Below are 19,432 nucleotides of genomic sequence, written 5' to 3'. Positions count from 1 at the left end.
GCGGGCATCCCCATAAGCGGCATCGGCTTTTCGTCAATCATCCGCAACCGGCGATAAGCGATAGACAAGTTCTGCCGAAATTTTATCGGCGGTTGCACGCACCAGCGGCGCCCAGGCGCGGAGCTGTTCCACATCCACCCTGTAGGCGGGGCCGGTCACTGAAATCGCCGCGCGGAAACTGCGTCCCGGGGCCGGTAACGGCGCCGCAACGCAATGAATGCCGATCTCGTGCTCCTGAAGATCGAAACCGTAACCGAGGGTGCGAATGGCCGAAACATCCTCCATCAGGGCCTGCGGTGTGGTGATGGTGTTGTCCGTGAAGCGCTTAAAATCCAGCCCGGCCGCGAGATCTTCCAGATCGCCGGCGGGTAGCAGCGACAGCGCGGCCTTACCCACGCCTGTGCAATAGGCTGGCGAGGTCTTTCCAACCTGCGAATGCATGCGCAAGCTGTGCTTGCCCTCAATCTTGTCCAGATAGGTCACTTCGCGGCCGATCAGAACCGCGAGATGCACCGATTCCTGCGTTGCCTCCTGCAGCGCCGCCAGGTGTGGGGCGGCTATGCTGCGCAGATCGTTGCCACTCCAGGCCTTGGCTGCAAACTGCAACAGCCTCAGGCCAACAACGTAGGTCTGGTCGGGGGCCTGCTCTATCAGGCCTTCGGCAAGCAGATGCGCGAGCTGGCGATGGACGGTGCCTCGCGGCTGCCCGCACGCTTCCACCACATCGGTGAAACGCATCTGCCTTTCAGAAAGGGCGATCAGTTCCAGGAGCGAGATGGCCTTACCGAGTGTACCGGTGTCGCTATCGGTTTTTTGCCGCGCGGCTGGAACTGCGCTGCGCATCCTGCCATTGGGTATTTGGGTATCAGGCATGGCAACATCCATTGTCATTCGCCTTGACATGAGGCTTGCGCCAAGGGAATAATTCCATTTATTAAAATCTAGTTCCAAATAATGGAACAATCAAGCCCTCATGGATGAGATCACGCTATGACGACAGCCCAATTTCCGGACCTCAAGGATGCGGGCGTGCTGATCACTGGCGGCGGTTCCGGCATAGGGGCTTCGCTCGTGGAAGCCTTTGCCATGCAGGGCGCAAAGGTAGCATTCATCGATATCGCCGAAGAGCCGAGCGAAGCGCTGGTCCGGCGGCTTTCCGGGGTGTCGCCCCACCCGGTCCATTTCTTCAGGGCCGACCTGCGAGACGTGGCGGCCATAGCCGTAACCGTCACTGAGGCGGCCTCGGCGATCGGCGGCATCAAGGTTCTGGTCAACAACGCCGCCTGGGACGACCGTCATGACATAGATACGGTGACGGAAGCCTATTGGGATGCCAATCAGGCGGTCAATCTCAAGCAGATGTTTTTTACCGTTCAGGCCGCGCTTCCCTACCTCCGGCTCGCGAAAGACGCCTCCATCATCAATTTCTCGTCCATCTCGTTTCTGCTCAACATGGGCGAACTTCCCTCCTATGCGGCGGCGAAGGCAGGTATCATCGGGTTGACAAAAAGCCTTGCCGGCCGGCTGGGGCCAGAAAATATCCGCGTCAACACGCTGCTGCCGGGCATGATCGTGACCGAGCGGCAGAAGGAACTGTGGCTGACGGATGAGGGCATTGCGACGACTACGGCGCGGCAATGCTTGAAGCGCGTGCTCGTCGCTGCCGATTTGTCTGGGCCGTGCCTGTTTCTCGCATCCTCGGCATCAAGCGCCATCACGGCGCAATCCATAATCGTAGACGGAGGCCTTCTATAATGTCTGAACCCGCTTTTATCGCCGTTGACTGGGGTACGACCAGTTTCCGGCTCTGGCTCATGAGCCGCTCGGGTGCGGTGCTGGCGGAGCGCAGAAGTTCGGAAGGCATGACCACGGCCATGCGGACCGGTTTTGCCGAGGTTCTGCAAGCGCATCTCGACGCCATCGGCGCGCCTGAAGGTTTGCCGGTTCTCGTCTGTGGCATGGCAGGCGCGCGGCAGGGTTGGGTCGAAGCGGGTTACATCGACGTGCCGGCATCGCTTTCGTCGGTGCTGAATGGCGCGGTTCGCGTGCCGGGTCAGGCGCGCGATGTGCGCATTCTGCCGGGGCTGGCGCAGCGGGATAAAAACGCGCCCGACGTGATGCGTGGCGAGGAAACGCAATTGCTCGGCGCTCTTGCCTCCTCGGACACCGGCGAGAAACTTGTCTGCATGCCCGGCACGCATTCCAAATGGGTGACCGTTCGTGATGGCGACGTCAACGGCTTTGCCACCTTCATGACCGGCGAACTGTTCGAGGTCATTTCAAAGCAGACGATCCTGTCCCATGCAGTGGCCGAGGCGGAGCCTTTCACCGGCCAACACGAGGACTTCAGAGCGGCCGTGCTCGACATTTACGCCAATCCGCAGCTCGCCAGCAACCGGCTGTTCACACTGCGCTCCGGTCAATTGCTGCATGGCCTCGCCGCCACGGATGCCAAGGCCAGGCTTTCCGGCATCATGATCGGGCTGGAGATCGCCGGCGCGCATTCGACGGCGCGGCGGGAGACACCGGTGGTGCTGATCGGCTCCGGCGCGCTTGGCGCGCTTTACGAAGGCGCCTTCACCGCCCTCGATATCCACTATACGGTCATCGACGCAGACGAAGCCGTGCGGCGCGGATTGCTGGCCGCTGCAACAGCCATCTGGCCATAAGAAGAAAGATCGACCATGCGTATTCCCTTTCCTTCCATCAAATATCCGCTGATTGCCATCCTGCGCGGCCTGAAACCCGAGGAGACAGAAGGCGTTGTCGGCGCGCTGATCGAAACCGGCTTCCGCGCCATCGAAATTCCGCTGAACTCCCCCGATCCGTTCCGCTCCATCGAGATCGCGGCAAAGATGGCGCCCGCCGATTGCCTGATCGGCGCCGGGACCGTGCTGAGCGTGGAAGACGTCGCATCGCTGGACGCGGCAGGCGGCAGGCTGATGGTTAGCCCCAATGCCGATGCGGAGGTCATTACAGCTGCACGTGAAAAAGGCATGGTGACGATGCCGGGCGTTCTCACCCCCACCGAGGCGCTGGTGGCCGCAAAAGCCGGTGCGACCGGGCTGAAGTTCTTCCCCGCCAGCATCATCGGCCCCGCCGGCATCAATGCGATCCGGACGATCCTGCCGAAGGATCTGGTCATCGCCGCGGTCGGCGGTGTCTCGGATAAGAATTTTGCCGACTATACATCGGCCAGCATCATGGCGTTCGGGCTCGGAACCAGCCTCTATAAACCCGGCATGAACGCAGCGGAGGTGCGCGAACGCGCCACTGTCACACTGTCGGCCTATGATGCAGCCATCGGAGGATAAGAGCTTGGCGACTGTTTTTCCCTTTGCCGGACGTGTTCTTGACGAGACGCCGATGCTGCTCGGCGAAGGCCCGACCTTCGACCCTGCGACCGGCACGGCCTGGTGGTTCAACATTCTCGAGCGGGAATTGCATGAACTGCACCTCGCCTCCGGCCGCAAGACCGTCCATGCCCTGCCCTTCATGGGCAGCGCTCTGGCGAAAGTCAGCGACAGCCAACAGTTGATCGCCTCCGATGACGGGCTTTTCCTGCGTGATACGAAGACTGGTGTGCTGACTCTGCATGCGGAGCTGGAAAAGGACCTGCCCGGCAACCGGTCCAATGACGGACGCATGCACCCTTGCGGCGCGCTTTGGATCGGCACCATGGGCCGCAAGGCGGAAACCGGCGCGGGCAGCATCTATCATGTTTACAAAGGCACAGTGACGAAGCTGTTTGCCGATATCAGCATTCCGAATTCGATCTGCTTCTCGCCCGATGGTGCGACCGGATATTACGTCGATACCAAGGTGAACAAGCTGCTGCGCGTGCCGCTCGATCCCGAGACCGGCCTCCCCTCCGGCAAGGCTGAAGTCTTCATCGATTTGACAGGAGTCGATGGCGGTATCGACGGCTCGGTCTGCGATGCCGAAGGGCATATCTGGAACGCTCGTTGGGGCGAAGGCGCGGTTGATCGTTATGATACCGACGGCAACCATATTGCCCGATATGCGGTGCCCGCGGGACAGACGACCTGCCCGGCCTTCGTCGGCCCGGAAGCATCGCGCCTTCTCGTGACGTCGGCGCGTGAAAATCTTGACGAGGACGCCCTAGCCGCCAATCCGCAGCACGGGTTGACGTTCGAACTGGGGGTTGAGGTCAAGGGCCGGTTTGAGCCGCTTTACAGGCTCTGAGACGCGGCACGCACCGCCTTCTCCTCATTCCCGTGCTTGTCGCAGGAATCTAGCCAGCCGAAGTCTTGGACCGAAGGGACTCTCTTCCCCGCGCAGACGCGTGTCGGCCGGGCTCCCGTGGCAAAGACAGGAATGAGGGGTGTTGGGGGCGCGCCCACCACCTCGCCCAAGGTCGTTCCGTTTCTCAGGAAATATCCGACAATATCTCGCGGTAATTCTCATGTAGATACCGCTGGGTCGCCGCGGCGTCGGCGGGGCGGCCGTAGAAGTAGCCTTGTCCCATGGCGCAGCCGAGCGCGCGCAGTTTTTCCTCTTCCGCCCGCTCCTCTATCCCTTCGGCCACGACTTCCAGATCAAGCCCTTCGCACATGGCGACGATGGCCTTGATGATATGTTCGGAAGGGCGGTCGCTGCTGATGCGCGAGACGAAAGCGCGGTCGATCTTCACCTTGTCGAATGTGAAATCCCGCAGGCGGCCGAGGCTCGATTGGCCGGTGCCGAAATCGTCGAGAGAAATACGAACGCCCGCGCTCTGCAACTCGCTGATGATCCGCTGGGCGGTATCGGCGGAGGTCATGACCGCCGTTTCGGTGATTTCAAGCTCCAGCCGGTGCGGGTCGAGGCCGACACGCGAAAGTATGGACAGAATATTGTCGGCCGTGCTGGGGTCCATCAGTTGCGCTGACGACAGGTTGAAGGACAGAAAGAGCTCACGCGGCCAGAAAAGCGCCGCTTCCGCGGCTTTTCTGAGCAGGGCCTCCGAAAGCGCATCGATGAAACCGCGTTCTTCGGCCAGCGGCACAAAAACCGCAGGCGATACGAAGCCGAGATCCGGATCGTTCCAGCGCGCGAGCGCCTCGAAACCGATGACCTTCGCCTCCTCCAGCCGGACGATGGGCTGGAAATGCACGTCGATCGCGTCGGTGATGATCGCGTTTCTGAGCGCCTGCTCAAGCTGCGTGGCGCGCTTCATCTCCTGCGCAATCTCACGCGAATAGACGGTGATCTGGCCGCGGCCGCGCCGCTTGGAGCGGTAGAGCGCCGTCTCGGCGCTTTTCAGCAGATCCTCAAAATCATCGCCGGCGAAGGGATAGATGGCAAAGCCGAACGAGGAGGAAAGCCGGACGTTACGATCACCAAGATCATAGGGAGCGGAGAGCACGTCCTTGATCATGTTGCCGACACGCTCGGCACCGGTGCGTTCGAACACCAGCGGCAATACGAAAGCGAATTCGTCGCCGTCATGGCGCGTCACGATGGCGCCATCGGGAATGCAGGCTTTGAGGCGGTGAGCAACCTGGCAGAGGATTTCATCGCCCGCCTGCACGCCGAAAAGGTCATTGATGGGTTTGAAGCCGTCTATATTGGCAATGCCGACCGTGAAGGGTGCTGGATCGCTGGAGCGTTCGCTGGCGAGCATGCGGATCTTGTCCCGCAAACGGTAGCGGTTGCCGAGCCCTGTCAGCGGATCGCTGTAGGCCATCGCCTGAAGCTCGTTCTGGCTAACCTGCAACGTTTGCGGCTCTGCCCGTTTCATTCCTGCATCTCTTGAATCCTCTATCGACCGCGATCACAATGCAGGGCAAGTATTAAAAAAGCCATAGAGCGACGAACCGAAAAACGCAGACCGCCCTCGTTGAAACCCGCTGCCAGCACAAAGCGGCCGAGGCGGCGGCAATTAATTGTATGTTTACGCCACGCCGTTCGATGGTTGGGGGGCTATCACGCCTGCAGCTGCAGCACGTCCTTGCCAAAAAGCCGCACAAAAACAGCCTCCACCATATCGGGGCTGACAGGTTTCAGCAGCATGTCCTCCATCCCGGATGCGAGGCATTTGTCGAGGTCGCCTTCGAATGCGTGGGTAATGACGCCGACAACAGGAATGCGCTTTTCACCCGAAAGATCGCGCATGCGGCGGGCGACCTCGAAGCCGTCGATATCGGCAAGCGTCGTGTCAAGCAGGACGACCGACGGAGCCTGTTCCACGAAGAGACGCAGCGCTTCCTCGCCCGACGTGGCGAGCCGCCAGGAAAGCCCGAGACCCTCAAGTATCTGCGAAAAAACGATCTGGTTGACCCGGTTGTCCTCGACGAGAAGAACGTCGCACACGCCGCCGTTGCTGAGGATTTTGGGCAGGTCCTGCGTCATGATCTCCCAGTCCTCCTCTACCGATTTCTCCCTCGGCACCGAATGGAGCCCTACAGCCACATGATGCAACAACGACGCGTCAATCTCGTCCTCCTCGATGCTGACGACGGGCAGATGGTGTGCCGCGGCAATATCGAGGCATGCGATGCTCATCTGGGCGTCGATGACAACAACATCGATGACAACCCCGGCGGAGGCGGCGACATCGATAAAGGCGCGCTGCTCTTCCTCGCTCGTCACCGCTGCATGGTCCATGCCACCTGCCGTGAGCTGGCGGCCGGCGGCCTCTGCAAAGCGGCCGTTTTCGGAGACGACCAGCACCGCCTTGCTTTTCAGCAAGCCGTTACGGCCTTCCTTCTCCTCATCCTTTCCATAGGTTGAGGACACAAAGGCCACATGCTCCAGAGAAGGGATGACGGGCATGCCGTTCGCATCGAGCGTGGCGAGCGCAGTCACATCCTCCATCGTCGTCACCAGGAAATAACGGCCTGGCCGTCCTACGCGCTGTTTGCGCGTGATCGTCAGTATCTCTTCACCGTTCAGGCGTCTCACCCTTTCCGGAATGACGCTTGGCGTGCCGCTCTCCAGTACCGTCCGGTCGGCCGCATCGATCCGCCCCGCAACCTTGCGTGAATGGAGATCGAAGACCGTGCGTCCGAGCAGGCTCTCGGGGCTGGTTTCGACCAGGGTGCAGGCGGATTTATTCACGGCGGCATAGGCCAGGTTCCGGTCCTTGACGAAGACGGGAAACGGCAGATTGTCGAGAATATCCTCGAGGAGCTGTACGCGCTCGAGATCGATACGCCATTGTTCTTCGCGCTTCTTCTGTTCAGAAATATCCGCGAGGACACTAATGCCGAGACCGGATGGCAGGCGGTTCATGACAAAGCGCAGGAACCTCTCCCCCTTCAGCCGTTCGGTTTTTTCAGACCGTTCCTTCCAGTGCAGAGCCAGCCGTTCGCCGATCCACTCTTCCCGACCGAGCTGGCGGGCATTGGCGGCAGGATTTTCCGTCTCGATATGGTAACAATCGTACAGGGCGCCCAGATAATCGCGCAGCCGCGCGCCGGGGTCGATGACGGCCTCTTCCAGCGGGAAAAAACTGAGGAGCTTCCGGCTTGCGAAAATAATGTGATCGTTACGGTCGTAAACGACGATCGCCGCGCCAAGCGCGTCGCAAAGGGCATCAAGCATCACCGTATGAACGCCCGCGCCGGAGGACGCCAAATCACTCAACTGCAAACTCCCGCCTGTTTTAATGGGTCAGGCTTTTGTTTCTATTGGAATCGTCCAGGGCAGATGCCGGGATGAAACGAAAATTCCGGAAAACAGACATCAGGGTTTGCCGCTTGAAGCAGTCTTGAGGAGAAGATGACGCTCACCCATAGTCGACGTCACACACCACCCGGCAGAGGCGGCCCCGTTTCTGCGGTCATTTCAAGCTGCCCCACCATAAACAAGGGCGATTAAGGGCGGATTAACGCTTAAACTGCATTGGCGGAAATGGTCCGGTGCCATGCAACCTGCAAAACATGTGCAAATTTCCGCGGTCTCAGTTTTTTGCTTTCGAAGCCGGCGCGAATCCGCGAAAATGGCGATCATGGCCATCAAGCAGCTCTCAGAAACCCTTATCAACCAGATCGCCGCCGGCGAGGTCATCGAAAGACCCTCCAGCGCCACGAAGGAACTGGTGGAAAATGCCATCGACGCCGGGGCGACGCGCATCGAGATCGCCACGGCGGGCGGCGGCAAGGGGCTGGTGCGGATTACCGACAATGGCTGTGGCATGTCTCCGGCCGATCTCGAGCTTGCGGTCAGGCGGCACTGCACCTCGAAGATTTCCGATACACTTGACGATATACGCACGCTCGGCTTCCGCGGCGAGGCACTGCCCTCCATCGGCTCCGTGGCCAAGCTGACGATCACCAGCCGCCAGCAGGGCGCGGAGCAGGGTTCGGTGATTTCCGTCACCGGCGGCAAGGTTTCCGATGTGAGGCCCGCCGCCTCGAATGCCGGCACCATCGTCGAGGTGCGCGACCTGTTCTTCGCCACACCGGCACGGCTGAAATTCCTGAAGACGGAACGCGCCGAAGCGGCCGCAATCACCGAAGTCGTCAAACGCATGGCGATCGCCTTTCCGCATATCCGCTTCGTGCTGTCAGGCACGGATCGGTCGACGCTCGAAATTCCGTCGACGGGTGACGATCATCTGGCCCGCATGGCGCAGATTCTCGGTGCGGACTTCAAGGACAACGCCATCGAAATCGATGCCGGGCGTGAGGATGTGACGCTGACGGGCTTTGCCGGCGTGCCCACCTTCAACCGTGGCAATTCCGCGCATCAATATGTCTTCGTCAACGGCCGTCCGGTGCAGGACAAACTGCTTTTATCCGCCATTCGCGGTGCTTATGCCGAAACCGTGCCGCATGGGCGATATCCTGTCGCGGTGCTTTCCATCACGCTCGATCCCGCCTTTGTGGATGTGAACGTACACCCGGCGAAATCCGACGTTCGTTTTCGCGACCCCGGGCTCATTCGCGGGCTGATCGTCGGCGCGATCCGCCAGGCGCTGACGCGTGACGGCGACAGGGCGGCAACGACGGGCGCCAGCCAGATGATGAACGCCTTCCGCCCCGGCTATAGCCCTTCTGGCCTCAGGCCATCGCCTTTCACGACCGCTCCCGCGCCATGGTCCGCCGCGACCTCGCCGTCACGGCCGCTCGCCGTTTCAGGCGCAACGCAGTTTTCGGAGGCGGTACAATCACATTTCTCGGACATCACCACCCCAACGGCGCGGGCCGAGTCTCGGGAAACTTATGAAGCCGGCGCGAGCTCCTCGCCCGAGCCCACGCTCTACCCGCTCGGGGCCGCACGGGCGCAGCTGCACGAGAACTACATCATCGCGCAGACAGAAAACGGCCTTGTCATCGTCGACCAGCATGCGGCGCATGAGCGGCTGGTTTTCGAGCAGATGCGGAATGCGCTGCATTCCAAACGGCCGGCTTCGCAGGTGCTGCTCATCCCCGAAATCATCGACCTGCCGGAAGAAGATTGCGACCGGTTGATGGATCACGCCACCAGTTTCGATGCGCTGGGGCTCGTCATCGAGCGTTTCGGGCCGGGTGCCGTCGCCGTTCGCGAAACCCCGGCCATGCTGGGTGAGGTCAACGTGCAGGGATTGGTGCGCCAGCTTGCCGACGAGATCGCCGAATGGGACGCCGCCTCGACGCTTGCCAACAAGCTGGAATATGTCGCCGCCACGATGGCCTGCCACGGCTCGGTGCGTTCCGGCCGGCGCATGCGGCCGGAGGAGATGAATGCGCTTCTGCGGCAGATGGAAAATACACCGGGTTCGGGCCAGTGTAATCATGGCCGTCCGACCTATATCGAACTGAAGCTTTCCGATATAGAACGGCTCTTCGGCCGCAGCTGACGCTTCTTACATGCAAGGGCGTCGGGGCTGGCCTTGCGCCACGCCGGCCTATATAAATTCAGGATACTGGAGCATCCGGATTGTTCAGGAAAACGCTACGCCGTTTCGGACTGGGTGCCCTGACAGGACAGAGCAGGAGACGAAAACGGATGAACAGATTTGAAGGAGGCGGCAATCGCCTCGCCGTCATCGAATATCTCGACGGTGACTTCCGCATCGTCCAGACCGGCTCGCATGTCATCTGCGCCATGACAGGCAAGAGCATTCCGCTCGATGAGCTGCGCTACTGGAGCGTGGCGCGGCAGGAGGCCTATGTGGATGCCGCGGCTTCTCTGGAAGCCGAAAAGAAGGCTGGTACTTTGCCGGCATAAGGAGCGAAGCGACGCGTCGAGTGTCGCGCGTGTGCCTCCCTCGTCCCTATGCTCGTCACGTCAGTGAGGAGAAACCGGCGCACGACGGTTTGTCTTTTTTTCGGTACCTTAAAGCGACGTCCGCGAATTATCCCGAAGCAAACGGGCGCGGCAGTTCGCCACGGCCGTATCGATAATGGTTCCAGCCGCATTGGGATCGTCGAACACCATGTCGACCTCGATCACCAGGCTGTTCCAGAGCAATTCCTCTGCCCGGCCGTGGTGCCCGTTAAGCCGCACGGCATCCTTGGCCGTGGTGACAAGTTGCAGATCCGCCTTGCCTGCGTCCTGCAGAAGATCGGCAATCTCGTCATCGCTGAAGTGGTGATGATCCGGGAAAGAGCGCTGCATCACGATATCGCCGCCGAGCGCTTCGACGGTTCGATAAAATTTGGCCGGGTCGGCTATGCCCGCATAGGCCAGCACACGCCTTCCCCTGAAATCCTGCGGCTCCTGCGGCGTGATCGCCGCAACGAAAACGGGTTTAGCAGCCTTTGCGGCTCGCCGCACAAGGGCATCGGCCGCGTGACCATTACCGACCTTCAGGAGCCCGGTCATATGCCGCATCTGTTCGGCGAGCGGGGCTCTTACCGGACCGCCCGGCACCAGATGGCCGTTGCCGATGCCGCGCATCGTATCGATGACGACAAGCGCATAATCCAGCGTCAGACGCGCACTCTGAAATCCGTCATCCATGATGATGAGATCGACGCCCTCTTTGATCAGGCGATGCGCACCCTCAACGCGGCGGCGCGAAATCACCGTCACCGCTTCGCGCGCCAGAAGCAACGGCTCGTCGCCGACATCGGCAGAGCGATGATGTGCGGGATCGACAAGGGTGGTGACATCCAGTGTGCCGCCATAACCGCGGCTGAGAAATCCGGGTTTCAAGCCTTTCGCAACGGCGGCCCTTGCAATTGCCATTGCCGTCGGCGTCTTGCCGGCGCCACCCACGGTAAAGTTGCCGATGCAGATGACCGGAACGTTGACACTTGCCCTTTTTGCCGTCCGCATGCGCCGGCCGGCGACCTTGCCGTAAAGAAGCGAGAAAGGAGACAGGAGCCACGCCTGCCAGCCCGCTTTCTGCCACCAGAAGGGCGGCGCTTCAGAAACCATCTATTCCCGCTCCCGGCCGGGTCGCCCACGGCATTGCGTTCGCCATTTCACGTCTGGGAGGTTGTTTGCCAGAAAAAACCGTAAATTGCAAAATCCGAATAGACGGCTTTACGCACCGGTGCTGATACGGACTGGCCGTGATTTAACATGGAACTTCAATCTGCGCGCCGCGATATCCATTTTCTCCGTCATACCGGCTCAAGGCCGGCATGACGGGACGTAGAGAGTGCCGCGACAATGCAAACCGTGCGGCACCGCTTCAAACAGCCCGTTCCGGCAGAAGCGCTTCGAGCCCGGTGATGTCATCGAAACAATAATGGGCATCCGCACCCAGGCTTTCGCGAGAGCCGGTGCCGGTGAGAACGGCGACCCTGAGACCCGCGCCGGCGTTTTTCGCCATATGCAGATCGTGGTTATTATCGCCGACGACGGCCACGCGGTCGGGAGAGATACCGATCGCCTGACAGAAGCCGAGGACCATGCCGGGCTGCGGCTTGGTGCCGTAACCGCTGTCATATCCCGCAACGAAATCGATATCGTTTTCGAAACCGAAGCGGATGGCCGTCTGGCGGATGGAGTTTTCGTTGTCGCTGGAGGCGATACCGAGCTTGTAGCCGCGAGCCTTCAGCCTCGCGAAAAAACCCTTGAGATCGGTCACCGGCACGGATTTATCCGCGGCCTCGGTAAAAAGCCGGTCGAGACGTTGCGTGAGCTCGGCAACATCGCAGGGCGAGCCGGCGGCGACGAGACCGGCGGCGATCTCCGCCGTGTTGCCGGCGGCCAGAAGACTGTCGGGCACGACATGACCGGTAACGGGATCCATGCCGCAGGCGGAGAGAAGCCTGTCGGCGAGGACGGGATCTCCCTTGGCCGCAATCGACGCGAGTTCGCGGTTCACCGGTCCCCAGCTTGCGTCATAGCCCAGCAGCGTGCCGTCCTTGTCGAAAAGCACTGCGGCGATTGACTGCGCGGCGTTGAGTTCTATATCCGCTACCATGATCCGATGGCGCTCCGCGGCTGCAGCTTGGCGGAAACGGTGAGCGGGTTGATATAGGGCTCCAGCGCCTTCACCGTGGAGGACAGCGCGCCGCGCATATCCTGAATGACCCGATTGCCCGCATCGATCATCTTGTAGCGCTCATTATCGTTGACCAGCAGATAATGCACCGCCTTTGCCAGCATCTCCACATCACGGATGATGCGGCCACCACCTGCGCGGATCAGCTTCTGATAGGCCTCGCGGAAGTTCTGCACATGCGCGCCCGACAAAACCGCACAGCCAAGCATGGCAGGCTCCAGCGGGTTCTGCCCGCCTTCGGCCGTCAGCGAGCGGCCAACAAAGGCAAGCTCGGTCAGCCGCAGGTAAAGCCCCATTTCCCCAATGGAGTCCCCGAGGAAAATATCGGTTTCAGGCGTTATCACATCATTGCGGCTGCGGCGAGCAACGGAGAGATTCATGCCCTTCAGCATGGCCTCCACCTCATCTCCACGCTCGGGATGGCGCGGCACGATGATGGTCAGTTGCCCGTTGCGCGACTTGATCGCCGCATGCACGGTGGCTGCGGCCTTCTCCTCACCGTCGAAGGTTGAGATCGCCGCCCATGTCTTGCGATTGCCGACCTGCTTGCGGTAGCTCTCCAGCAGCGCCTCGTCACAGGGCGGCGGGTCGGTGTCACCCTTGAGGTTACCCGATATCACCACCGGCCAGGAACCGAGATCGCGGAAACGTTCGGCATCGAGATCGGATTGGGCAACCACCAGCGCCAGCTTGGAAAACAGCGATTCAGCAATGTCGTGGCGAGCTTTCCAGCGATCGAAGGAACGGTCGGAAAGGCGTGCATTGACCCGGATCTGCGGAATGTGCCGACGCTCCAGTTCCATCATCGTCACCGGCCAGATTTCGGACTCGGCCGTGATGGCGGCATCGGGTGCCCAGTAGGTCAGGAAACGGTTGACCGCGATCTTGATGTCGAGCGGCACATATTGGTGGATCACGTCATCGCCGAGCCGGGTGCGGGTCAGTTCGGCCGAGGTGACCGTACCCGTGGTCAGAAGCACGAAGATGTCGCGTTTGCGGATTTCGCGGATGAGCGGAATAAGCGCCAGCGTTTCGCCGACACTTGCGGCGTGGAACCAGACGAGCGGCCCACGCGGGCGCTCGGCACTCGCATAACCGAAACGTTCGAGCCGGCGGCGTTTGTCTTCCTTGCCCTTGGCGGCCCGATAGGAAAGATAGGGCTTGGCAAACGGGTAAGCGGCGATACCGGCAATGCGGTAACCGGAAAGAGCGAAACGTGCGATACGGCTGCTCATGACAGTCTGCCCTTGATCATTCCGCGCAATGCCCTGTCCCTGTTCTGGTTGTTATCGCCGCCTACTTCTTCTCAAATTGCGTCATTTTTTGTCATCGGAAACGAAAGCGCGATCACATTTTCTCGTAACGGCATTCCCGGGCTGCGCCGCTCGCGCAGGAATCACGGGAAAGCGCGCTTTCATCCAATAGTATTACAACGCAAGGGCAAAGGGACTCAAATTTTGTCGTCAGGATTGAGAAGACGGTGCATATGCACGATAAAATAACGCATATGGGCGTTATCGACAGTCATCTGTGCCTTCGACTTCCAAGCCGTGAGCGCGGAGGCGTAATCTGGGTAGATGCCGACGATGTCGAGCGCGCTCAAATCCCGGAACTGAACATCCTGAAGGTTTTCCAGTTCGCCGCCGAAGACGAGGTGCAGCAGCTGTTTCGGTTTGCCAGTTTCCGTCATGTCTTATCTCTTTCTTGAACTCTGAGAGAGGCCTTCATCTGCGGGATTTCCCGCCAAACGTCAACTGCCAGACGGATGTGAAAACGCTTTCAAAAGTGCAGGCAGCGCATAATTTGCTGCGGCGCACAATGCGGGGTGGTTCACCCGGCGGCGATTATACATCAGAGGTTTGCCATCCAGACCGGCAAGCCGGCCGCCGGAGCGTTCGAGAATGAGATCGGCCGCGGCCAGATCCCACTCGTGTGAGTTGGGCATGACCAGCGTACCGTCGATACGACCATCCGCCACCATCGCCAGCCGGTAGGCCAGCGACGGCACATGCGGGACACGCTCGACATTGTTGCGCATCGTTTCCGGCAGATGCGTGATCGCCTCTGCCGCGGCGGCGAGATGGAAGGTGCCGGTATTGCCGCCGCTTGCGGAGATGGGGCTTCCGTTTTTTAACGCCACGCCGCCCTCTATCGCGGTAAATTCCTCCGACAGCGCCGGTGCGACGAGCACGCCCACCACCGGCCGCCCTTCATGCACCACGGCAACGCTGATGCACCAAGTATCCCTGCCGCCAATGAAGGCGCGGGTGCCGTCGATGGGATCGACCACAAAGACGGTGGAACGGGAAAGCCTGTCCGCGTCGTCATCCGTCTCTTCGGAAAGCCAGCCATAATCCGGCCGGGCGGAGCGCAGAATGGTTTCGAGGATTTCATTGGCGGCGTAATCGGCCGCGCTTACCGGCGAAAGCCCGCCATTCTTCCACCAGACCTCGGGATCCTTGCGGAAGAAACCGAGGGCTGTCTCGCCCGCCTTGCGGGCGGCTTCGAGGACCAGCCTCAGATCGGAGGCCCAGCGGGCCTCATCCATGTCGTTCATCTTGCCGTCTTTTCCGCGCGCCTCAGATGGCGCGCCCGTTTTTCTGTTCGCACTTGCATATGAAGCGCCAGCGAAAATCCCGCAGGTCGCCTCACTTGCCTGCGATCGTCATGCCTTCGATGGCGAGCGTCGGGGCCGCGATGCCGTATTTGCGATCAATATCATTGGCCGGCGTGATCCGCATGAACATGTCCTTCAGGTTCGAGGCAATCGTGACCTCGGAAACCGGAAAGGTCTTTTCGCCGTTCTCGATCCAGAAACCGCTCGCGCCGCAACTGTATTCACCAGTGATCATGTTGGCACCGTGGCCGATCAGCTCGGTGACGTAAAAGCCCGACCCGACCTGCCCCAACAGGTCCTCCGGCGAAAGATCGCCCGGCTCCAGAGCAAGGTTGGTGGAGGCCGGCGAGACCGAAGTGCCGCCACGCACGCCGCGGCCGTTGGTTTCCAGGCCGAGTTCCCGTGCCGCGGAGGTGGAGAGGAACCAGTGCTTCAAAACGCCATCCTCAATCATCGTCATCTTTTCGCCGCGAACACCTTCGCCATCGAACGGACGGGAGGAAGGGCCACGCACGATCTGAGGATCGTCGGTGAGGTACAGGCCTTTTTTCAGCACCTGCTGGCCCATCTTGTCGCGCAGGAAGCTGGTCTTGCGGGCAACGGAAGCGCCGTTGATCGCGCCTGCAATCGCACCGACGAGGCCGCGGGCGATACGGGGATCAAACACGACAGTGATGTTGCTGCCGGTATCGACCTGGCGCGGGCCAACACGGCGCACGACTTTTTCCCCGGCGCGGCGGCCGATCTCTTCGGCGGCATCGAGATCTGCATAATAAAGGCGGCTGTCGAAATCGTAGTCGCGCTCCATCTTCGTGCCTTCGCCGGCGATGACACTGACGGAACGGCTGAAACGGCTGCCCATATAGCTGCCGGCAAAGCCATGCGAGGTGACGAGAACGAGACCGCCCATGCCGCTCGATGCCCCGGCGCCGGAGGAATTGCTGACGCCCTTGACCGCCAGCGCCGCCTCTTCCGAAGCAAGGGCCGCCTCGCGCAATTGATCCGCAGACACGTCCGTTGCATCGAAAAGTTCGAGATCGTCATAGGAAGTTGCCAGCCGTTCCTTGTCCGCAAGGCAGGCAAAGGGGTCTTCCGGCGAAACCTTCGCCATGGCAACTGCCCTTTCCGCCAAGGTCTTCAGATCGAAACCGGGATTGGCCGAAACGCTTGCCACCCGGCGGCCAACGAAGACACGCAGGGAAAAATCGTCGCTTTCGGAGGATTCGGTGCTTTCCACCTTGCCGAGCCGCACGCCGACCGATTGTGAGCGCGAACGCACGACAACAGCATCCGCCTCATCCGCGCCGGCGGCCCGGGCAAGATCGACAAGCTGGCTGGCGCGCTCGAGAAGTTTGGAAGAATCTATTTCTGAGGACATGAGTTGGCCTTTCATTCCTGTTCCATTTATTGTGCCAGCAACCCCGCATCAAGGGCGAAACGTCGCTTTCTCCGTCCGGAGGGCGCCATCGCCACCCTATTCGAAAGTTCGCCCGCATGACCGAGCACGACGCTCTCTTTTCCGAACCCTTGCTGCTTCTGGCCGGCGCGGTCATTGCGGCCTCCGTTTTCCGCAAACTCGGACTTGGCACCGTGCTCGGTTATCTGGTGGCCGGCATCGTCATCGGGCCGTTCCTGCATCTGGTTACCGATGCGAAGGACATCTTCAACGTCTCGGAACTCGGCGTCGTTTTCCTGCTCTTCATCATCGGGCTGGAACTCAAGCCGTCGCGCATCTGGCAGATGCGGCGCGATATTTTAGGGCTGGGGCTGGCGCAAGTATTGGTGACGGGCACTGTGCTTGCGGCGATTGTATGGTGGGCGGAGCTGATCGACTGGCGCGGCAGCCTCGTCGCAGGTTTCGGCCTTGCGCTTTCCTCCACCGCCTTTGCGCTGCAGATCCTTGCCGATGACGGCGACATGAATACAAGGCACGGCAACCGGTCCTTCTCGATCCTGCTGTTTCAGGATCTCGCCATCGTGCCGCTTCTTGCCCTTGTCACCATTCTTTCCAACCGGCCCGATGTGCCGACGGATTCCATGGTATCCGATCTCATCGCCTCCGTTCTCGCGGTGGCGGGCATGGTATTGGCCGGTCGATACCTTCTGACGCCGATGTTCCAGATCATCGCCCGCACCGGCGCGCGGGAGGTGATGATCGCCGCTGCGCTCTTCGTCGTCATCGGCGCCGCCGCGATCATGGAGGCGGTCGGCCTGTCGATGGGCATGGGCGCGTTGCTGGCGGGGTTGATGCTGTCGGAATCCTCCTACCGGCACGAGCTGGAGGCCGATATCGAGCCGTTTCGCGGGCTGTTCCTGGCATTGTTCTTCATGGCCGTCGGCATGTCGCTGCATGTCCATATCGTTTATGAGAACATCGTGCTTATCCTGATCGCCGTGCCTGTCATGATGGCGGTGAAGGCTGCGCTGATCTATGGCCTCTGCCGCGTCGCAGGCTCATCGCGTTATGCATCGAGCCGCATCGCTTTGCTTCTGGCGCAGGGTGGCGAATTCGGCTTCGTGCTCTTTACCACGGCAGCCGCCTCGGGGCTGTTTCCGCAGGCAACCGCGTCGATCCTCGTTGCCGTCGTTACGCTCTCCATGGCGCTGACGCCGCTTCTTGCAGTAATTTCCCGTCGGCTGACGGCGGAGGATGCGGAAGAAGACAAGCTGGAAGAGGATTTCGATGGAGCCGGCGCGGATGTTCTGATGATCGGCTTCTCCCGTTTCGGTCAGATCGCCTCGCAGATCCTTCTCGCCGGCGGGCGCGACGTGACCGTGATCGACAGTTCCGCCGATCGCGTGCGTCAGGCCGCCCGTTTCGGTTTCCGTATCTTTTTCGGTGATGGCACCCGCAAGGACGTGCTGATCGCCGCCGGCATCGAACGGGCCGATCTGGTGGCTGTCTGCACCCACAAGAAGGAAGTCACCGACCGCATCATCGACATGATCCAGTCGGAATTTCCAAGCGTGCGCATCTATGCCCGCTCCTATGACCGCATTCATTCGATCGACCTTAGAAAAAAGGGCGTGGAGTATGAGCTCCGCGAAACGCTGGAATCCGGCCTGCTGTTTGGCAGGCGCATTCTCGAGGGGCTTGATATGGATGGCGACAGGGCTCTGGCGATTGCCGACGACATTCGCGAACGCGATGAGGAACGACTGCAGTTGCAAGCCGTGGAAGGCCTCGCCGCCGGCCGGCAGATGCTGCACAACAAGCCGGTACGCGAGGTGAAGCCGGAACCGCTGATGAAGCCGAAGAACAAGGCGGAAAAGCGGGAGGAGGAGGATATGGAAGACAGCGAGACGGAGGTGTCGTTGTGAAATGTGTTCTTCGTGGTGGCTGGGATAGTGCCACTTGTTTCTTCTCCCCGCCGGGGAGAAGAAATGCGCGGCACCGCTCGTTCCTAGCGAATACTCAGGGATTGCTGCTTAAGCCTCCACGCCCTGCCCGCGATGAAACAGCTCCACCTGCATTTCAATCTGCCGTTTGAGATCGTCCTTGATGCCGGACGAGGCGTTCAGCACCTCTTCCGACTTCAGGAAGTCCAGCACGCCGAAACGGTGAACCGGAGGGCGCAGGAAAATGTGTGGCGGGCGCAGTCTGAGCTTCAGGGCAATCGCCGCCTGCATCATCAGCTGGCTGGCGCCGAACAGGCTTTCCAATCGGCTGGGCATGGTGGTCCCATCCCCTTCCGGGCCACCGACGACATCGACGCCAATGACGATATCGGCGTGATCCAGCAAATGTTCATAGGGAACCGGATTGAAGATGCCGCCATCGATCATGATGCGGCCATCGATACGAACAGGCATGAACAGCGCCGGAATGGCGGCTGAAGCCGCCAGCGCCTGGATGATCTCGCCGCTCTCGACCACCACTTCGGTCTGGGCGTAATAATTCGTGGTTATCACTTTCAGCGGAATGGCGAGTTCGGAAAAATCCTTCGGCAGCGCCCGTGGCATCAAGGCGTGGAGAATGAGTTCGAGATTGAACTGGCCGAGACGAAAACCGTCCACCGCATGGCGCATCGATGCCGGGCCGAGGCTCCAGAGCCGGTTGGCGACCGAACCTTTGCGTCCCATGAGTTCCAGCGTGTATTCGCGGATTTCGCGGCCAGACATGCCGGCCGCCATGCCCGCGCCGATGATGGAGCCGATGGAGGAACCGGAGAGTATCACCGGCCGGATGCCGAGTTCGTCGAAAGCCTCGATAACGTTGATATGGCAGATGCCGCGTGCGCCGCCGCCGCCGAGCGCCAGTCCGAATGTCGGCTCATGATTGCCCGCACCATCGCCTTCGAGAACTTCTTCTCCGGCGCGGACGATCGTGACGCTTTCGTTCCCAGCCTGATCCATGCGAAACACCCAAAACTGGTTACCACGGTGAAGGGGTCTGCCTATCCGGCAAACACGACAAGACCGTG

General features: G+C 60.7%; 17 protein-coding genes. 7 read left to right on the top strand and 10 right to left on the bottom strand.

Going from position 1 to position 19,432, the window contains the following annotated elements:
* Positions 1 to 33 precede the first annotated feature (33 nt).
* Positions 34 to 903 (bottom strand): IclR family transcriptional regulator, encoded by an 870-nt coding sequence (locus BTN45_RS01675; RefSeq protein ID WP_207588710.1) that lies wholly within the window; start codon positions 901 to 903, stop codon positions 34 to 36.
* A gap of 87 nt (positions 904 to 990) precedes the next feature.
* Here BTN45_RS01675 and BTN45_RS01670 point away from each other — a divergent pair, with 87 nt between their 5' ends.
* Genes BTN45_RS01670 through BTN45_RS01655 form a run of 4 tightly spaced genes read left to right on the top strand, consistent with a single transcriptional unit; the run spans position 991 to position 4,206 of the window.
* Complete coding sequence (locus BTN45_RS01670; RefSeq protein WP_207588709.1) at positions 991 to 1,755, top strand: SDR family oxidoreductase; 765 nt, start codon at positions 991 to 993, stop codon at positions 1,753 to 1,755.
* Positions 1,755 to 2,669 (top strand): 2-dehydro-3-deoxygalactonokinase, encoded by a 915-nt coding sequence (locus BTN45_RS01665; protein WP_207588708.1) that lies wholly within the window; start codon positions 1,755 to 1,757, stop codon positions 2,667 to 2,669. The genes BTN45_RS01670 and BTN45_RS01665 overlap by 1 nt, the downstream gene beginning before the upstream one ends.
* 15 nt (positions 2,670 to 2,684) lie before the next feature.
* A complete protein-coding gene (locus tag BTN45_RS01660; protein ID WP_207588707.1) occupies positions 2,685 to 3,314 on the top strand; it encodes a 2-dehydro-3-deoxy-6-phosphogalactonate aldolase in 630 nt (209 codons plus the stop codon).
* A gap of 4 nt (positions 3,315 to 3,318) precedes the next feature.
* Positions 3,319 to 4,206 (top strand): SMP-30/gluconolactonase/LRE family protein, encoded by an 888-nt coding sequence (locus BTN45_RS01655; RefSeq protein ID WP_207588706.1) that lies wholly within the window; start codon positions 3,319 to 3,321, stop codon positions 4,204 to 4,206.
* A gap of 184 nt (positions 4,207 to 4,390) precedes the next feature.
* Here the strand turns inward: BTN45_RS01655 and BTN45_RS01650 are convergent, their stop codons facing one another.
* Complete coding sequence (locus BTN45_RS01650; RefSeq protein WP_004440238.1) at positions 4,391 to 5,743, bottom strand: EAL domain-containing protein; 1,353 nt, start codon at positions 5,741 to 5,743, stop codon at positions 4,391 to 4,393.
* Positions 5,744 to 5,928: 185 nt separating this feature from the next.
* Positions 5,929 to 7,548 (bottom strand): response regulator, encoded by a 1,620-nt coding sequence (locus BTN45_RS01645; RefSeq protein WP_207589605.1) that lies wholly within the window; start codon positions 7,546 to 7,548, stop codon positions 5,929 to 5,931.
* Positions 7,549 to 7,954: 406 nt separating this feature from the next.
* Here BTN45_RS01645 and mutL point away from each other — a divergent pair, with 406 nt between their 5' ends.
* Positions 7,955 to 9,787 (top strand): DNA mismatch repair endonuclease MutL, encoded by a 1,833-nt coding sequence (gene mutL, locus BTN45_RS01640; protein WP_207588705.1) that lies wholly within the window; start codon positions 7,955 to 7,957, stop codon positions 9,785 to 9,787.
* A gap of 149 nt (positions 9,788 to 9,936) precedes the next feature.
* Entirely contained in the window at positions 9,937 to 10,158 is a 222-nt protein-coding gene (locus BTN45_RS01635; protein ID WP_004440232.1) for a DUF2093 domain-containing protein, read from the top strand.
* Between the two features lie 108 nt (positions 10,159 to 10,266).
* Here the strand turns inward: BTN45_RS01635 and lpxK are convergent, their stop codons facing one another.
* From lpxK to BTN45_RS01605, 6 genes are all read right to left on the bottom strand, one after another.
* On the bottom strand, positions 10,267 to 11,313 hold the full coding sequence (gene lpxK, locus BTN45_RS01630) for a tetraacyldisaccharide 4'-kinase (protein WP_207588704.1): 1,047 nt from the start codon (positions 11,311 to 11,313) through the stop codon (positions 10,267 to 10,269).
* 259 nt (positions 11,314 to 11,572) lie between these two features.
* On the bottom strand, positions 11,573 to 12,310 hold the full coding sequence (locus BTN45_RS01625; RefSeq protein WP_107339078.1) for an HAD family hydrolase: 738 nt from the start codon (positions 12,308 to 12,310) through the stop codon (positions 11,573 to 11,575).
* Positions 12,304 to 13,626, bottom strand: coding sequence for a lipid IV(A) 3-deoxy-D-manno-octulosonic acid transferase (gene waaA, locus BTN45_RS01620; RefSeq protein WP_006699512.1), 1,323 nt, complete (start codon positions 13,624 to 13,626; stop codon positions 12,304 to 12,306). The genes BTN45_RS01625 and waaA overlap by 7 nt, the downstream gene beginning before the upstream one ends.
* A gap of 215 nt (positions 13,627 to 13,841) precedes the next feature.
* Positions 13,842 to 14,081, bottom strand: coding sequence for a DUF4170 domain-containing protein (locus tag BTN45_RS01615; RefSeq protein ID WP_004440223.1), 240 nt, complete (start codon positions 14,079 to 14,081; stop codon positions 13,842 to 13,844).
* 60 nt (positions 14,082 to 14,141) lie between these two features.
* Positions 14,142 to 14,948: a 3'(2'),5'-bisphosphate nucleotidase CysQ gene (locus tag BTN45_RS01610; protein ID WP_006699510.1), complete on the bottom strand. Its 807-nt coding sequence runs from the start codon at positions 14,946 to 14,948 to the stop codon at positions 14,142 to 14,144.
* Between the two features lie 91 nt (positions 14,949 to 15,039).
* Positions 15,040 to 16,386 carry a TldD/PmbA family protein gene (locus BTN45_RS01605; RefSeq protein ID WP_207588702.1) on the bottom strand — a complete coding sequence of 449 codons (1,347 nt, stop codon included), beginning with the start codon at positions 16,384 to 16,386 and terminating at the stop codon, positions 15,040 to 15,042.
* Positions 16,387 to 16,502: 116 nt separating this feature from the next.
* Between BTN45_RS01605 and BTN45_RS01600 the strand changes: the two genes are divergently transcribed.
* Positions 16,503 to 18,329 carry a monovalent cation:proton antiporter-2 (CPA2) family protein gene (locus tag BTN45_RS01600; RefSeq protein WP_207588700.1) on the top strand — a complete coding sequence of 609 codons (1,827 nt, stop codon included), beginning with the start codon at positions 16,503 to 16,505 and terminating at the stop codon, positions 18,327 to 18,329.
* A gap of 108 nt (positions 18,330 to 18,437) precedes the next feature.
* On the opposite strand, the gene BTN45_RS01595 is transcribed toward BTN45_RS01600, so the two are convergent.
* Entirely contained in the window at positions 18,438 to 19,364 is a 927-nt protein-coding gene (locus BTN45_RS01595) for a patatin-like phospholipase family protein (protein WP_207588699.1), read from the bottom strand.
* Between the last annotated feature and the right edge of the window lie 68 nt (positions 19,365 to 19,432).

Source organism: Rhizobium sp. ZX09 (assembly GCF_017357485.1).
Taxonomy (GTDB): Bacteria; Pseudomonadota; Alphaproteobacteria; order Rhizobiales; family Rhizobiaceae; genus Agrobacterium; species Agrobacterium pusense.
Note: the sequence above shows the minus strand (reverse complement) of the source record. Positions and strands in the feature narration are given on the sequence as shown.

Excerpts from the sequence above, each read along its gene's own strand:
- BTN45_RS01610 (WP_006699510.1), bottom strand. The coding sequence starts at position 14,948 with ATGAACGACATGGATGAGGCCCGCTGGGCCTCCGATCTGAGGCTGGTC.
- BTN45_RS01595 (WP_207588699.1), bottom strand. The coding sequence starts at position 19,364 with ATGGATCAGGCTGGGAACGAAAGCGTCACGATCGTCCGCGCCGGAGAA.
- BTN45_RS01645 (WP_207589605.1), bottom strand. The coding sequence starts at position 7,548 with ATGCTTGATGCCCTTTGCGACGCGCTTGGCGCGGCGATCGTCGTTTAC.
- BTN45_RS01665 (WP_207588708.1), top strand. The coding sequence starts at position 1,755 with ATGTCTGAACCCGCTTTTATCGCCGTTGACTGGGGTACGACCAGTTTC.
- BTN45_RS01660 (WP_207588707.1), top strand. The coding sequence starts at position 2,685 with ATGCGTATTCCCTTTCCTTCCATCAAATATCCGCTGATTGCCATCCTG.
- lpxK (WP_207588704.1), bottom strand. The coding sequence starts at position 11,313 with ATGGTTTCTGAAGCGCCGCCCTTCTGGTGGCAGAAAGCGGGCTGGCAG.
- mutL (WP_207588705.1), top strand. The coding sequence starts at position 7,955 with ATGGCCATCAAGCAGCTCTCAGAAACCCTTATCAACCAGATCGCCGCC.
- BTN45_RS01635 (WP_004440232.1), top strand. The coding sequence starts at position 9,937 with ATGAACAGATTTGAAGGAGGCGGCAATCGCCTCGCCGTCATCGAATAT.
- BTN45_RS01615 (WP_004440223.1), bottom strand. The coding sequence starts at position 14,081 with ATGACGGAAACTGGCAAACCGAAACAGCTGCTGCACCTCGTCTTCGGC.
- waaA (WP_006699512.1), bottom strand. The coding sequence starts at position 13,626 with ATGAGCAGCCGTATCGCACGTTTCGCTCTTTCCGGTTACCGCATTGCC.
- BTN45_RS01650 (WP_004440238.1), bottom strand. The coding sequence starts at position 5,743 with ATGAAACGGGCAGAGCCGCAAACGTTGCAGGTTAGCCAGAACGAGCTT.
- BTN45_RS01625 (WP_107339078.1), bottom strand. The coding sequence starts at position 12,310 with ATGGTAGCGGATATAGAACTCAACGCCGCGCAGTCAATCGCCGCAGTG.
- BTN45_RS01605 (WP_207588702.1), bottom strand. The coding sequence starts at position 16,386 with ATGTCCTCAGAAATAGATTCTTCCAAACTTCTCGAGCGCGCCAGCCAG.
- BTN45_RS01600 (WP_207588700.1), top strand. The coding sequence starts at position 16,503 with ATGACCGAGCACGACGCTCTCTTTTCCGAACCCTTGCTGCTTCTGGCC.
- BTN45_RS01675 (WP_207588710.1), bottom strand. The coding sequence starts at position 903 with ATGTCAAGGCGAATGACAATGGATGTTGCCATGCCTGATACCCAAATA.
- BTN45_RS01670 (WP_207588709.1), top strand. The coding sequence starts at position 991 with ATGACGACAGCCCAATTTCCGGACCTCAAGGATGCGGGCGTGCTGATC.